This is a genomic window from Caballeronia sp. SL2Y3 (assembly GCF_022879575.1).
In the GTDB taxonomy this organism is placed as follows: Bacteria; Pseudomonadota; Gammaproteobacteria; order Burkholderiales; family Burkholderiaceae; genus Caballeronia.
In genome coordinates, this window is sequence record NZ_CP084263.1 from 619209 (window position 1) to 634439 (window position 15231).

The window sequence follows — 15231 nt, forward strand, 5'->3', positions numbered from 1 at the left end:
CGCGCACGCACAGGCGGACATGCGTAAGCTCGAGAGCGCGTACATCTTCAACTTCACGCAGTTCACGCAATGGCCCGCCGACCGCATGCACAACGGCGAGCTGCGCGTCTGCGCGAGCGCGCGCAGTTCGATGCGCGAGGCGCTCGCCGCACTCGACGGGCGCGCGGTCGGCGCGCGCGTGTGGCGCTTCATCGCGCTCGCGGAAAAGCGCCTGGCTGATTGCGACGTGCTCGCCCTCGACGACGGCGACAACATGAACGCGGCGCTCCGCGATGCGCTCGCATCCGACGATGCGCTGCTCGTCGTCGCGGGCGTGGGCGCCACCCCGCCGGGCGAGCCGGTCGTCGTGCTGATCGCGCAGGACGATCACCTGCGGTTCGACATCAACAATACCGAGGCGCTGCGCCGCAAGCTCGTGCTCAGTTCCAAACTGCTGCGGCTTGCAAGGAGGCTCAAGTGACCGCCATCAAAATGCGCAGTGGCAACACGAGCCGCCTCACTGTCCGCGCGAATCTGGTGAGCGTGGGAATCGCGCTCGTGGTCGCGAGCGTGGTGCTGCTGCTGTATCAGGCCGTGGCCTTTCGCAGCGCGCTTTACGACGATGCGTCCTTGCAGGCGTCGGTGATTGCGGAGAACGTAAGCGCGTCGCTGATGTTTGACGACGAAGCGTCGATGCAGGACGTCTTGCGCTCGCTCGGCCGCGTTCCTTATGTCGAATCTCTCAGTGTCTACAAGAGCGACGGACGGCTCTACACACGCTATGCGCGCGCGGGCATCACCCCGGAGGAAGAGGAGGAAGGCACGCTGCAGTCGACGGAGCATCGTCCCGCGCTTTCGCTCGGCGACGCTTTCGTGCGCGCGCCCATCGAACACAACGGCCACGTGCTGGGACATGTGGTGCTCGTCGCGACGAGCGACCTCGTGCACCGGCACCTCGCGCAATACGCGTGCTTTCTCGGCGTTGCCTGTCTCGGCGCGATGTGGATCTCGTCGCTCGTGATGAACCGGATGCGGCGGCGCGTGAGCGAAGCCGAGCGCGAACTGGAGCGTCTCGCCCGCACCGATCCGCTCACGAATCTGCCGAACCGTCGCACGTTTTATGAAATGCTGGAGGAGCGCCTTGCCAGCGCGAAGGACCCGAGCCGTTATTTCGGCATCGTGTTGATCGACCTCGACGACTTCAAGACAGTGAACGACACGCTCGGTCACGGCGCGGGCGATGAACTGCTGCAACACGTCGCGCGCGTGCTGTGCGACACGGTAGGAGGCCGCGCTATCGTGAGCCGCATGGGCGGCGACGAGTTCGCGGTGACCCTCGCGACCTCCTGGAAGCGCACGGCGGTCGCGGAACTGGCGCGCGAGATCGGCACGGCGCTGTGCCGCCCGGCGACCTTCTTCGGCCGCGAGATCAACGTGACGGCGAGCGTGGGGTATGCGAGCTTTCCCGATGCGGGCGACGACAGCGGCAGTCTCATCACGAGCGCGGATATTGCGTTGTACGAAGCAAAGGCGCTTGGTAAGAATACGGTGGTCGGCTTCTCGCCGGAGATGATGCACGCCGCGCAGCGGCGCGCGTATCTCGAAGCGGAGTTGCGCAAGGCTGTCGACAGCGATGCGCTCGAACTCGTGTTTCAGCCGCAGTTCGATTGCCGCAGCGGCACGCTCGTGGGCGCGGAGGCGCTGGCTCGCTGGACGCACAAGAAAGAGGGCGCGGTGTCGCCGGGCGAATTCATACCGATTGCGGAGAACAGCGACCTCATCGTGCTGCTTGGGCGCTCCGTGCTGCAGCGCGCGTGCGTTGCAGCCGCGACGTGGAATGCCGCGTGCCCCGCCGTTGCCGTGCGCGTGGCGGTGAACGTGTCGGCGCGTCAGTTGCGGCATCCGGCCTTCGTCGGCGACGTGATGGCGGCGCTTGCCAAGAGCGGCCTTACGCCGGCACTGCTCGAACTGGAGCTGACCGAGAGCCATCTGATTGCGAATCGCGAGACGGGCATTGCCGTGATGAATCGTCTTCGGTCAGCGGGCGTGCTGCTCTCGATCGACGACTTCGGCACGGGCTATTCGTCGCTTTCTTATCTGCATGCGTTTCCGGTGAACGCACTCAAGATCGACCGCTCCTTCATCGAGCGGCTACCCGAAGACGGTCAGCCGATCGTGACCGCGATTCTTTCGATGGCGCATAGCTTCGGGCTGGACGCGGTGGCCGAAGGAGTCGAGGACCCGAAGCAACTCGAGTGGCTCGTCGATGCGGGTTGCGATGTGGTGCAGGGTTTCCTGACGGGGCGGCCCATGTCGTTGCAGCAGTTTCGTGAGCTGGTGGCGAGGGAGGGCGAGGGGCGTGCTCGGGGGGATTCGCTTGTGTGCGTGCCCGATGCACGGAGCGCCGGAATTGTCGTTGGCTGACTGTTGGAAACTCGTATTGGCGCAGAAACAATACGATGTTTTGCTTCAGACTGCGAACGACATTGGGATTCGACCTTGAACTCGTAAGCTGTCGACAGTCACGGATGAACCGACAAATTTTTTTGGATAGCTTACATTCAGGACAAGCGCTGGCGTTATGCTAATGCGTCACTGCTTGTTTGCTGTCACCTCTCGTTGATACCGTCCGTCCTGCGTCAGCTTTCGTCCCCGAAAGCCAGAAGTGAAACATCGCTATTCCACTTGCTCATCTTATGAAATGAAGTTGGCGCGCGGAGGTTTTGGCTATGGTCCATGTAGTCATTCTGAGCCTTGCGAGATTAACCGAAGACACCGACGGGGATTGCGCCATTCCCTTTCGATTGAGCGATGAGAGCGGATCAATCGTAGATCAAGGGCTTCTCTCCTCGAAGCGGACCAAACGCATTACGCTAACTCAAGCGTCTCGCGGTGCGATCCCGTGTTCGTCTGCCTTGACGTACCTATCGCTCGAACTGATCAGACGAGACGGCAGTCGCTTTTCATATCGAATCCCTCTCATTGGTCAGTTCGTCACACACACAGTACGGCTCCCGCCCGATGATCTTCCTTGCTGGCTACAGTGGGCGGCGGGCGAGATCGATTTGTCGGAACGGGCAAGGGCGCGCTTCATCGACACCCGTGCGCACGACGTTTGGGGACGCCTCTGGACGCGGCGATTGACTGCATGGCGCCCAGGCAGCCTAAACATCGAGCGTGAAAAGCGAAATGCATACGCGGCGCAGTTTGAATTGACCGTATCCGAGCCAGCGGTCCTGGAAATCGGTGGTCCAGAGCTTCGTTCAATGTTCATCGCGCTTCCCGAGGGACGGAGCAAGGTACTGCTCACGGTAAACAGCGAATGTACCGCCACCGAGGAGCCACTGCGAATCGTCGTGACTCGATGTTCGTCTCCCTCGACGAATGTACTGCTGACTCTTCTTTCTATAAACCAGAACATATACTCGGCCGATGTGGCAAGGGAACTCTCGAACAACTTCGACTGGGCCGCCATCGGACAGGACACGCTAAGCGGATGTGCGTTGGGCTATGCCGCGTTAAGGCTCAGTGCGTTGGATCTCTTCTCCCAGGTGGACGCGGAATGTCTTTTCGAAATGGCGCGCGGTTCCTCTGACGCGGCCATTCTTCTGGCGACGCGAGCCATTGCGGAAGGCACAACTGATCTTCCGAAGGTGATTCGATTGCTGGACGTCGGACTCGGGCGCGGCTTACCTGTGCTTGCCCAGTCACTGATCGCGGCCAATGTCGCTCTCGATCGATTGCGGCGAAGTGCAGGTTCCGTCAATGATAAGAAGCTGCAAACGCTGACGGAGAAAGGAAGAATGTATGCGCAGGCCCGAGCCGACTTAGGCCCATTCATGAGCTTTTATGGACGCGCGCCGGACGCGCCTCTGCGGTCTAGAGACGCTGCACGGAAGGGACAGCGACGATGGACGGGCGTAACCGCTGCGGCGGCTGACGTGATCGCAACCCTTAGACCAATGCCGCGGGCAACATTGGTTCGTAGCGAGGAAGCTGCGATTGCGCCATACTGCACCGAGGTCGATACGTTATAGAGACGAATACGAGAAGAAGAAAAGCTAGACGTCGCCCATTGTTTTTTTCAGTGATAATGTTACGCACGTATTAGCACTTGGCGCTTTTCAAAGGCCTTTCACAAGCACTTAATAGTCCTATAAAAATAAGATAAGAACTTCACCGGATGCGCATGCGGACCGGTGCGATCTAGATCGAGATAATCTCTTGCTTGTTGCTCTTCTTGAAGTGTGGCTTGCCGCACGTACACAGACTTCTGTTAATCCGAATGTAGCACTCTCCCACAAATAATGAGCTGGGCGACAATCGGTTCACCGCATCAGCCGAAGGCTTCTTGGCTCGTTTGACAGTGACGGATGTCAATCGGCCCAGTGATACCGTGAGAAGGCTATCGCAGGACATACCGTAAGGAATCTGCTGATGAACACACCTATCCTTGGTCTTGACCCAGTGCCGCCCAGGAGGGTGGACGACGCATTTTCTGCAAGCGATTTCTGGAAGTTGATCGTTGATAACGTGTGGCTGGTCTTCAGCATAGTTATCCTCGTTACGGGTACAGCAACGCTATATGCGTTTATTGCCACGCCTGTCTATTCGTCGGACGCACTCGTCAAGGTTGAGTTTCCCAACCCTAATGCGCTGGGCGTCAATGCGCAGACGCAGCCGCAAACAGTTCCTTCCACGCTTCCGACTGACGCCGAGATGCAGATCATCCAGAGCCGTGCAGTGCTCTTGCCGGTGATCAAACAATACAATCAGAACGTCGTCGTCAAGCCTCGTGAAGTGCCGTTGTTAGGCCGCATTTCCGAGTTGTTTGCGACAACAGGCGAGCCGTCCGCGCCGATTCTCGGCTTGAATTCCTTTGCATGGGGCGGCGAAGTCGTGAAGGTCGCGAAGCTGGAAGTGCCCGCGCGTCTCGAGAACTTGACCCTGAGCTTGCGAGCCCTGCCACAAGGCGCGTTCGAGCTGACCGATCCGAGCGGTAATTCGATTCTTCACGGTAATGTCGGCCACACCGCAACCGCTGACGGCACGACCATCCTGATCGACAGCCTGGTTGCCAGGGCAGGCACCGAGTTTCAGGTTGTGCGGTACAGCGACTATCAGGCCATGACTCGATTCCTGAAAAATTTGAAAGTCATGGAATCGATGAAGGACTCGGGCGTCGTTCAAATCGTCTACGAAAACGAGGACCCGAACCTCGCGCAGCAGATTACGAACGCAATCGCTCAGAACTACATTGCAGCTCACGTCAATCAGCACCGCCAAGAAGCGAGTGTGACGCGCGATTTCATCATCGGCGAACTGCCGCGTCTGGAGCAGGAACTGCAACGCGCAGAAAGCGAATTGACTCGATACCGCACGTCTGCGAGTTCGATGACGCCGGGCACCGAAGCGTCATCCTATCTTCAGGGCAGCATTGACATCGAGCGGCAGATTGCGGTGCTGCAAATGCAGCGTACGCAGACGGCAAGCCGGTTCGCTGCCAATACGCGGGAGGTACGCACTATCGACGAACAGCTTGCTACCTTGAACGCTCAGAAGCAGGCGTTCGACCAGCGTTTCGTGCGGCTGCCTGCTTCGGAACGCAAGCTGATGGATCTGACGCGCGACGCGAAAGTCGCTGAAGATATTTACGTCGCCATGCGGGAAAAGGCGAGTGCATTGGCCGTGACGCGCGCAGGAACGATCGGCAACGTGCATCTTGTCGACTCCGCCATTTATCCGACGGACCCGGCCAAGCCCAAGCGCCCCCTTATCATCGCTGGCGGCGCAGCTGCGGGGATGATTATCGGACTATTGTTTGTTTTCTTCCGTGATCAACTGTCGCGCAACGTTAAAACGCCAGAGGCAATCGAGCGCCGTCTGAGTTTGCCCGTGTTCGGAGCAGTCAGTTTCAGCCCGATTCAGGCGCGGCTCGATCGCAGGTCGAAGCCGTCGCTTCTGGCCAGCAAGAGCCGCGCTCTTTCATTGACCGATGATTCATCCGCGCGCGTATCCAGCGAAGAATCGGCCTCCGAGGCGCGCCTGGAGGGTACTCAGCTGCTCTCGGCGCACGGTGACAAGGACATGGCCGTGGACGCGCTGCGCGCGGTTCATGCGTCGCTCATGCATGACATCGCCCCGGCGCAAAACAACGTGCTGGCTATTGTCGGAGCCGCACCGGGCACCGGTAAGACTTTCGTGGCCTCGAATGTCGCCGTGCTGCATGCGCAATCCGGCAAGAGCGTGTTGCTTATCGACGGCGACATGAGACGCGGCCGCATCGCTTCGATGTTCGGGCGCAGCAACATCGACGGACTCTCGGAAGTGCTGGCAGGCAAGGTGCACGTCGATCACGCGGTCGGTCAGACGGACATACCGGGCCTGTCGCTAATGACGGCGGGGCGCTCGCCAGCCAATCCGTCAAAGATGCTGTCGACCCCGCGTTTGCCGATGATCCTCGAACATGTGCGTGAGCGCTTCGATCTCGTCATCATCGATACGCCCGCAGTCCTCGCCGTCAGCGATGCGAATTTCATCGCGGCCAACGCGGGATCGTCAGTCATTGTCGTGCGTCCGGGGCTGCAAAGCGAGGACGAGCTCGAAGACGCCATCAAGCGACTGGACTCGACCGGTGCGCGAATCGCAGGGGTGATTTTCAACGCAGTTCCGAAGCGCCGTAGCGAAAGACGTACGTACGCTTACGCCAGCGCTTACATGTCGCACTCCACTGCGGAGTAGCGCAAGCATGCGCCTTTCGCGATGGACATTAGATTCCCTCAAGCCTGCGCGTCGAAAGCGGCGTTTCATTGCGAAGGCCCGCGCCGCCTTTGTACTCGCCGCGCCGTTTGCAGCCTTGGTCGACGCCAGCCCCGTGCGTGCTCAGGATGCCTTGCAGTTGATGAGCGCGCCTGGTTCATTGATCGCCGAAGTCGCGGGCGACATAGGAATCAAGTTCAAAGTTGCACCCGCGAGCGCGTTCGACGGCGAAGCCAGCGCAACGCTTTATCGCTACGACGATAACGGTGAGGTCTCGCAGTCACCGCTCAAGGACTATCGGATGTCGCGCACCAAGGCTCCCGGCGGCCAGCAGATATCGGTGAATGTCTCTTTACCGGGCGCAGGACTCTATGTGCTCGACATGAAACTCTTGTCGAAGAGCGGTGATGAGATCGCATCGCAGAAGGTAAGTCTCGCGGTTCTTGCAGCCGGACAGGGCAGCTTCAGCGAAGCAGGCGTGCAAACTCACTTCGCGCATAAGAAGGGCGTGCCGTCGATTGTTTTGCCGCTCGTCAAGCGAGCGGGCTTCACGTGGATCCGCGATGAAGTGTATTGGAGCGCGATCGAAAAGACGCCCGGACAATTTCTGTTGCCACGCAATGACAACGACTATGGTGGATATGTTCGCCAGGCAGTTCGCATGAATCTGAAGCCGCTCATCGAGCTCGACTTCGGGAATAAGCAGGCGTACCCCAATCTGTTTAAGGGACCGCAAGGCTTTCCTCAGACGCAGGAGGAACGCGAGCTTTTTCTGCGTTACGTCGATAAGGTCGTCGGATTCTACAAAGGCTATGTCAAGACGTGGGAAGTATGGAACGAGCCGAACTTCGCAAGCATGGGAGGCTACGACGCTTACCTTGCTTTGCTCAAGCCCGTCTATAACCTCGTCAAGAAACACAGTCCCGACGCGACCGTGCTTTCCTGCGGCGGAGGCGGAGCGGGCGGCGGCCCGGGCGGCGACTGCATCGCGGCGATTGCGAAGGCAGATGCGCTCGGCTATCAGGACGGCTTCAGCATTCATCCGTACATGTCTCCGTACGATCCGGACCACGGGTATAGTGCGAAAGGCTCTCCGCTTTCTCAGGTCAACGTGCCGAACGTATGGCAGCATCTGCAACGCATGACGCAATCTCATCCGAAACCGGGTGTCGGGCCGCTCGGGGTGTACGTCACGGAGATCGGATGGCCATCGAGTCCGGAGGATGCCGGCTTGTCGGAGCGCAAACAGGCTGCGGCAGCGGCGCGCACTTTCCTGCTGTCACGGCGCTTCAACACGATGAAAACCGTCATGTGGTATGACTTTGTCGACGACGGAGTGAATCCACGCGACAAGGAAGCCAATTTCGGTCTCCTGCGATTGGATTTGTCGCCTAAGCCGGCGTATGTCGCCGTCGCCACGGTTTTCCGGACGGTGGGAAATCGGATGTGGAAGCGCTCGTTCGTCGATAACGAGACGACCAAGGTTTATCAATACTGCGAAAGCGACGAAAGCGACTGTGTTATCGCGGGTTGGAGACGCGACGCCGATGACGGTCTGGTCGACACGTCGGTGCCCATTCCGCCCGGCAAATACACACAGATAGACTGGCAAGGTGGGACCTCGACCATCGAGGTCAACGACAGTTTCGAATGGAAACTTGGCGTACTGCCGAAGTACCTCGTGCCCGCCAGGAAATACTGACGATCACTGCGGCGCAGTCACGGAGCGCTTCGATTCTTCCTGAACTGAAGCGCTCCTTGCGTGGCCGATCAAACGGGATTGGCTTTAACGAAATTCTTGAAGGTGTTATAAGCCGGCGTCTTCGTGACCCCGTCGTTCTTGACAAGTCCGAAGCGGTCGTCGATGACGGCGTACATCATCACGGACTGAAGGTTGTACTTGTCCTTCACCGACTTGTACTCGGCCAGCGCCTTGTTGACATATGCAACCTGCTGATCCGGAGTGTCCGTCTGACCGTGCCAACCCCATTCGGTCAACCAGATCGGTACGCCGAACGCATCTTTCAGGGACTGGAGCACGTCGAAGCACTGATTGTTGATCCATCCACAGACCACGTCGCCCGAGCTTTCATACCAGTGGTAGCACGTGAAATCCCAGCGGATCGTCGCGGCGCCCGAGACGCCGTTTGCAGAGCCATCCGGGGTAATGCCGTTCCATAGCATCTGCAGTGCGCGGAAGGCGAGAGGAATACCGACACCCACGCCGACCTTGATAGTCGGGTCGATTGCGCGGACACCATCGACCATGCCGCGAATGACGCCACGGAACGAACCCCACGCCTTCGGATCCCAATTGCTCGTCAGGTTGCCGTTACCGTTGGAACGCGCATTGACGTCCAGTTCGTTACCGCATTCGATGTACTTGACCAAACCCTTGAGCACCTTCGTCACGCTCGTGGCGAGGTTGTAGCCAAGCGTATAGGCGGCCGACTCGCTCAGGGAGACGTTCCAGCCGATCGAGGGCGGATTGAGCACCGGCAGAATCGACACGCCGTTATCCTTGAACGGTCCATTCAGCGCATTCGCGAGAATCTGGGCCATAGCGGCCGTGCATACATCCGCACGATAGTTGGTCACGCCCAGGTCTTTGAGGATAGCGAGTTGCGAGGCGGCCGACATGGTGTTGTAGATGCTGCCCGACCCCCATGCCATATGGCCGTTGATGCCATAGAACAGAGAATTGTTGGCGACAGCATTGGTGGCAGTCGTTCCGCGCGGGTCAGCCGAACCGATGTTCGTCCAGGGACTGCCGCTCTTGAACCAGATGCCGGATGAGTTCTTCGCGTAGATGGTGCCGTTGAAATACAGAATGGCGACCAATGCGACAGATGATCCGGTCGTCACGCTGGAGCCGTTACGCGTGACGTGTCCGCTGACGAGGGTCCAGACATTGCCTGAATTGTCCGTGATGGACGAAGCCGGCGGAATGACGGTTCCGCTCGCCGATGCGGCCTTCGAGACGCCGGTTGCAACGTTTGCGACGCTGCCCGACGAACCATCGCCTGCGCTCCCGCCCCCGCACGCGGCCAGGGCCGCACTGCCGGCACTCGCCATGAGAAGAGACAGAAAGCTTCGACGCGAGATGAAGTCGTTTTTACCATCGATTCCGACAGGTAAAACATGCTTAACTTGGGCTGAGAATTTATTCGACACAGTAATAGTTTCGTTTTCTAGCAAGGTGCGCGCAGTATATGTCTGATAAGTCTCCTCACATGTTTCTGGATGTAACGGTATCGGAAAAAAGAGAATCCAGGTTTTCTTACTATCATAAGTGGAAAATTGCACCCGAGGACGCTAAGGATACGGAATAACTGACCAAGCGTGTTGGGCAGCAAAGAGTTGAGGCGGTAAAAGGATCGGTTCGTGATCCTTAATATTTCGCGCAGATTTTCTTTTAGGTATTTTTTACTCTGCAGTACTTCGTGGCCTTGATTTTTGACCCGCCGCTCCTGGGGCGCTCATTGAACTGATAGGAGACTGAGTCGCCGGTGGCGCACCGCAGCATGGACAACGGACTTTGCCGCGTCGGCTGATTGAGACTAGGGCCCCTGCAGAGTCGCGCTGCCTGCACGACAGCGTTTGGGGAATTGACAGCGCGCTTCGGGGATTGCCTTACCTTTTGCGAACGGACGTTCATTTTTGGCAGCGGCGTGCAGGCAGTCGGTCAAAGCGACGAGAGAATGTCTATGGCGTCACGTGATCGACGTGGCCATATCTTTGTCGCGTCGTTGGCGGAGCATGACGTGGCATCGCATCGAAGACGACTCCGGCGATATTGGCACGTACCCGATCGAGTCTTCTCACCGCCTCCTGAATATTCCCCGCAGCGTGACTGTCGGGTTGCTCGACCAGCAAGGTGCAAGCACCGAGCGGCGTAATCAGGCAGGCGTCATCAGCCGACAGCACCTCAGGCGTGTCGATGATAACGAGGTCGTAGTAGGACGTTAGCTCGCGCACCAGACGCGAGAGACGCCCAATGTAGAGTGACAGGTTCGGGTGCGGCAGCAGATCGCCAACGGGTATTACATCCAGGTTCCTGAATCCTTCAACACGATGAATGACATGTTGAACTCTGATATTTCTGTCGAGAACCTGCGCAAGTCCTAACGAATCGGATAGTCCGAACGAATCAGAGATCGCACCTTGACGGAAATCGGCGTCCACGAGCAGTACTCTGTTGCCCGCCTTCGCATTCATGGACGCGAGCTGGGCCGCCAACACCGTCTTTCCGGGGTTAGACCTTGAACTGGTGACGATCATCACATTGCGCTTCCAGCGCGTATAAGGCAGCCTGAGCCGTTCGCGGCGTCTCAGCTGGAAGTGCTCCAGCGGAAAGAGTTTGAAGCTGGCTGCCGGAAAGGAATTGCGCTTTGCGCGATATGCCGCAAATCTCGGCCAATAGAGAACGAGGTAGCCGATCACCACGAATGACGTCACGGTAGTAATGCTGACCGTCGAGGTGATGAGCAAAAGAAGCAGCATGAGAAACCCGTCGCTAGCCGTGAACGCAATGAACCCAAGCAGGAGGAGCGCGCTGAACAACCCCATCTCTGCGAAGCTCGCAGGCAGGCCCGCGAACGGCACGCCAGACGAGATCTCATATTCGACCAGACGGAACGAAGGCATATACATGTACCGCGAGCGTACATCGTCCGCAGTGACGCCCCGCAATACGTCCTCGAGCGACGCATCGAACATGAACGGATAACCACCGAGTCGGTGCGAGAAAGTGGTCGACCCATAAAACGTATGACTGCCGAGATAGATGCCCACTAGGCCAACGACGCAAACGAACCCGGCGAGCATGACGAGCGGATGCACCATCCGCAGTCTGTGCCGTAGCGGATAGAGTCCCAAAAATATGAACAATATGAACGAGGACTTCGAGAAGCACAGGAACAGCCCGAGGCAGTACATCGCAACAATCTTCTTGTTGACCTTCTCGATCAAAAGATGAGCGATGAGCGAAGCCACAAGCAAGGAGGAAAAGAAGCCCGCTTCTCGCGAGAATCCAGAGGCTCTTGCAAAAAACAGAAATTCGTAGAAGTTGGAATAGGCGCGCGTTGCATACTCGCCCCATATCATCCGTGAGAGGGCGGCCGGGCCGAGCGTCTCGGCGAGCCCTCGGTCGACGTAATAGGCCGCGAATTGCACGACTGCGAACGCCACGTTAATAGCCATCCAATGGTGCAGATAGCAGATGCGGGCGCCTATGGTGTACATCATGTAGCCGATGCACACTGCAATGGAGACGACTCGCAGCGCGACACTCGGCGAACCTATTGCGCTGACTGCCACACCTATTGCCAGCGGACCGCTCCAGCTACGGACAGTGGCAGAAAGGAAGCGCAGGAACTTGATGTCGAGAAAAGGAATGAAAAGATAGAAGTAAATCGTGAAGCCATTGACCCGCGGGTTGAAGATAATGCAGGTGAAAAACATGTAGAAGAGGATTGATACGATCTTCGAGTACATGAGGTCCTCATTATCTCAGCGTCCGAGTCGGCGCAAGAGGCCGAGTCGCGAACAAGATTGAGTGCTGCCGGATCGTCAGGCGAAAGGCACAGCAAGTTCTTTGTAGTCGGCTTTACTCAGTATCCCTGCGCTTGGACTTGCGCGCCGCATGCCGAATTCAGGACTCTATACCGCCGTTTTTCTCATCACTCGAACTTCAGCGAGGATACGTGCGGAAACAGACATGGTTACTCATGCTATTAAAAGATGGATAGCGCGTCGGTGACCCTTGACTTAGTACCGTCGTTGAGAGAGTCGCCGCAAAGCCGTCGGCATTCGTGAAAGCTGGTAGCGTGATCCGCCGTCGACCACGGCGGACACGCGTGCGATCCCGCCCGCCGCGCGGGCAGGATTGGTGCGCCCGGCTATCTCTTCAAGTCTCTTCCGACGTGAGAACTCGCAGGCCCCTCATTGCTCCAGCACGGCCTGCGGCGTATTGCGGAAGCTGATTGCCAGGCGGTTATAAGTATTCATCAAGCTGATGGCGATTGTCAGATCGACGAGTTCACGCTCATTGAACGAGGCGCGGGCAGCCTCATACGACGCGTCGGGCACGCCGGTCTGCGCCACCAGCGTGACCGATTCCGCCCACGCGAGTGCTGCGCGCTCCCGGTCGTCGAAAAGATGGCCCGCTTCTCTCCATGCCTGCACGAGCGCGAGCTTTTCGATTTTGACGCCTTTCTTCAGCAGGTCGCGCGCGTGCATGTCGAGGCAATAGGCGCAGTTGTTGATCTGCGAGACGCGCAAGTAGACCAGATCGACCAGAACCGGCGATAGATCGCTCTGCATCACGTAGCCATAGACGCCGCCAAGGGCCTTGACGCCTGCCGGCGCAATCTGAACATAGTCGAGACGCTTGCTCATGAGGTGACTCCTGAAGGTAGTGGATTACTTGAGGGGAGTGGTCAGCGTTTTATCGTCGCTGTCGGCGACGAAGACGGCGAGCAGCTTCGCGGGCTGCGTTTCGCTCGCATTGCGGCTTATGCGGTGAACGGAGCCGGGCTTCTCAAAGAAGCTCTCGCCGGCATGGTAGACGCGCTTCGGACCGTCATCGACTTGCGACTCGATGTCGCCCGATACGACGTACGCATAGATGAAAGCCGAGCCCGCATGTCTGTGCGCCAAGGACGCCGCACCGGGCGCGTAGTCGACGACGACGGCGGTCAACGACTTCCCCGCAACGTTCGGAATGGCGTGCTGGAAGTTCGGTGTGACGGTCTCGGCCGCGCCGTGTGCCAAGGCGGATACCGCAATGCCCAACGCCACGGCTGCGCAGACGGCTGGCTTGATGAATCGAATGTTCATGGTGTCTGGCTCCTTTGTGCTTTGCATTGTCGTGTCGCGCGGGGACACGCAAAAGCACCAGGAATGAACATTTTCAATGCACCAAGACGGCGGTGCGCGCCACGTCCCTCGCTGCCTGGTCAGTGGCGCCCGTGAACGACTTCCAGCAGGCGCGAACAGTTGCCCGCCAGGGTTCTTTCATCGAGATTGGTCACGGCGAGCAGCAGCCCCTGCTGCTTCGAATCGGTCGTATACCAGGGTGAGAGAGGGACCGGGGCGAGCCCGAACATTCGCGCGCGGGAAGCGATCTCGATATCCGATACGGCGGGTTGCGTGAGCGCGGCCACCACGGTCATGCCCGCGGAACCCTGCACTTCGATCGACTCCGAGCCCAGTTCCTTCAGACAACGAAGCAGCGCTTGTTGCCGGCCCGCATAAAGACGCTTCATACGCCGCAGATGGCGAAGAAAGTGTCCGTCGTGCATGAACTCGGTGACGGCATGCTGCACGGATGCAGCCGGAGCAGGCGAAAGGCACGCCGCAACATCGCCGAAGCCGCGTGCCAGAGCCTGCGGGACAACGAGATAACCCAGGCGTAGTGCCGGGCTGATGGTCTTGCTGAAGGTCCCGATGTGAAGCACGCGTCCGTCGCGGTCGACCGAGGCCAGCGCCGGTGCAGCGCGTCCCCTTAATTGCAGCTCGCCGAGATAATCGTCTTCCACGATCCAGGCATCGTGGTGCCTGGCCCAGTCGAGCAGTGAGAGCCGTCGAGCGAGCGACATCGTCATCCCGAGCGGCGCCTGCTGACCCGGCGTCACCACGGCCAAGGCGGCTGCCGGCGCGATCCGCATGCCTGCGTCGACATCGAGCCCCTCCGTATCCACCGGCACGCCTGCGACGTGCATGCCGGCCAGGTCGAGCGCCGTGCGCGTGAGCGGAAAGCCGGGCTCTTCCATCCAGGCGTGTTCACCTTCGACGCGCAGGCCGCGAATCGCGAGGTTCAGAGCGCCCGCGAAACCCGCGGTGACGAAGACCTGCGAGGGACTGCATAGCAGCCCGCGCGACACCGCAAGATACGACGCGATTTCCTGTCGTAGATCAGGATCGCCGCGAGGGTCCGGATAGCCGACAGGAGCCGCTGCCGCCCGGCGGGCGGCGCGTGCCTGGATCCGTGACCACAGTTTGAACGGAAACGCGTCCTGCGAGGGCACGCCCATCTGAAACGCCAGCGGCGCCGTGCTGAAGTCGTTGAACAGCTCCGGAAGCGGCGGTGCCTCGGGCGACCATCCGGCCGTCGGGGGCGAGGGCCTCGCGACTACCCGCGTGCCGGCCGCACCCAATCCGATTGCGAACTGCTCGTCGATCAGGCGCTCGTAGGCCGTACGAACGGTGCCCCGCGATACGCCCAGCTGCGCGGCCAGATCCGACCACGAGGGCAGCCGCGCGCCGGCGGCAAGCTGGCCCGACTCGATCGCATGGCGAATCGAGCCATAGATTTGCGCCGACAGCGGGAGGCCTCCGGCACGATCGAGTCCAATGGAAAGTGTTGCCATAGACGCGATAGTACAGTGGCTTTCACTGATCTTGGGCCTGTTCCCTGACCCGTGCGAAGCGTAACTTCCCGGTTATAGCGCCGCGTGTCATTCGGCGCGCGATGACTGCCCGATTCACAAA

General features: G+C 59.2%; 10 protein-coding genes. 5 read left to right on the forward strand and 5 right to left on the reverse strand.

Features of this window, described 5'->3' with window-relative positions; all coding sequences use genetic code 11:
• The first annotated feature begins 19 nt into the window (after window positions 1-19).
• The 5 genes from LDZ26_RS25220 to LDZ26_RS25240 all read left to right on the forward strand — a co-directional run bounded on the left by LDZ26_RS25220 (window position 20) and on the right by LDZ26_RS25240 (window position 8440).
• Window positions 20-460 (forward strand): YfiR family protein, encoded by a 441-nt coding sequence (locus LDZ26_RS25220; protein WP_244851445.1) that lies wholly within the window; start codon window positions 20-22, stop codon window positions 458-460.
• The gene (locus LDZ26_RS25225) at window positions 457-2403 is read left to right on the forward strand and encodes a bifunctional diguanylate cyclase/phosphodiesterase (RefSeq protein ID WP_244851446.1); all 1947 of its coding nucleotides are present in this window, start codon (window positions 457-459) and stop codon (window positions 2401-2403) included. The genes LDZ26_RS25220 and LDZ26_RS25225 overlap by 4 nt, the downstream gene beginning before the upstream one ends.
• A 305-nt stretch (window positions 2404-2708) precedes the next feature.
• Window positions 2709-4016, forward strand: a complete 1308-nt coding sequence (locus LDZ26_RS25230) for a hypothetical protein (protein WP_244851447.1) — start codon at window positions 2709-2711, stop codon at window positions 4014-4016.
• Between the two features lie 400 nt (window positions 4017-4416).
• A complete protein-coding gene (locus tag LDZ26_RS25235; RefSeq protein WP_244851448.1) occupies window positions 4417-6720 on the forward strand; it encodes a polysaccharide biosynthesis tyrosine autokinase in 2304 nt (767 codons plus the stop codon).
• Window positions 6721-6727: 7 nt separating this feature from the next.
• Complete coding sequence (locus LDZ26_RS25240; protein ID WP_244851449.1) at window positions 6728-8440, forward strand: beta-glucosidase; 1713 nt, start codon at window positions 6728-6730, stop codon at window positions 8438-8440.
• Between the two features lie 68 nt (window positions 8441-8508).
• Here LDZ26_RS25240 and LDZ26_RS25245 read toward each other — a convergent pair whose 3' ends face one another.
• From LDZ26_RS25245 to LDZ26_RS25265, 5 genes are all read right to left on the reverse strand, one after another.
• The gene (locus LDZ26_RS25245) at window positions 8509-9912 is read right to left on the reverse strand and encodes a glycosyl hydrolase (protein WP_244851450.1); all 1404 of its coding nucleotides are present in this window, start codon (window positions 9910-9912) and stop codon (window positions 8509-8511) included.
• Between the two features lie 531 nt (window positions 9913-10443).
• Window positions 10444-12234, reverse strand: coding sequence for a CpsD/CapB family tyrosine-protein kinase (locus tag LDZ26_RS25250; protein WP_244851451.1), 1791 nt, complete (start codon window positions 12232-12234; stop codon window positions 10444-10446).
• Window positions 12235-12681: 447 nt separating this feature from the next.
• Window positions 12682-13137, reverse strand: a complete 456-nt coding sequence (locus tag LDZ26_RS25255; protein WP_244851452.1) for a carboxymuconolactone decarboxylase family protein — start codon at window positions 13135-13137, stop codon at window positions 12682-12684.
• Between the two features lie 24 nt (window positions 13138-13161).
• Window positions 13162-13578 carry a cupin domain-containing protein gene (locus LDZ26_RS25260; protein WP_244851792.1) on the reverse strand — a complete coding sequence of 139 codons (417 nt, stop codon included), beginning with the start codon at window positions 13576-13578 and terminating at the stop codon, window positions 13162-13164.
• A gap of 119 nt (window positions 13579-13697) precedes the next feature.
• Window positions 13698-15110 carry a PLP-dependent aminotransferase family protein gene (locus LDZ26_RS25265; protein ID WP_244851453.1) on the reverse strand — a complete coding sequence of 471 codons (1413 nt, stop codon included), beginning with the start codon at window positions 15108-15110 and terminating at the stop codon, window positions 13698-13700.
• Window positions 15111-15231 lie beyond the last annotated feature (121 nt).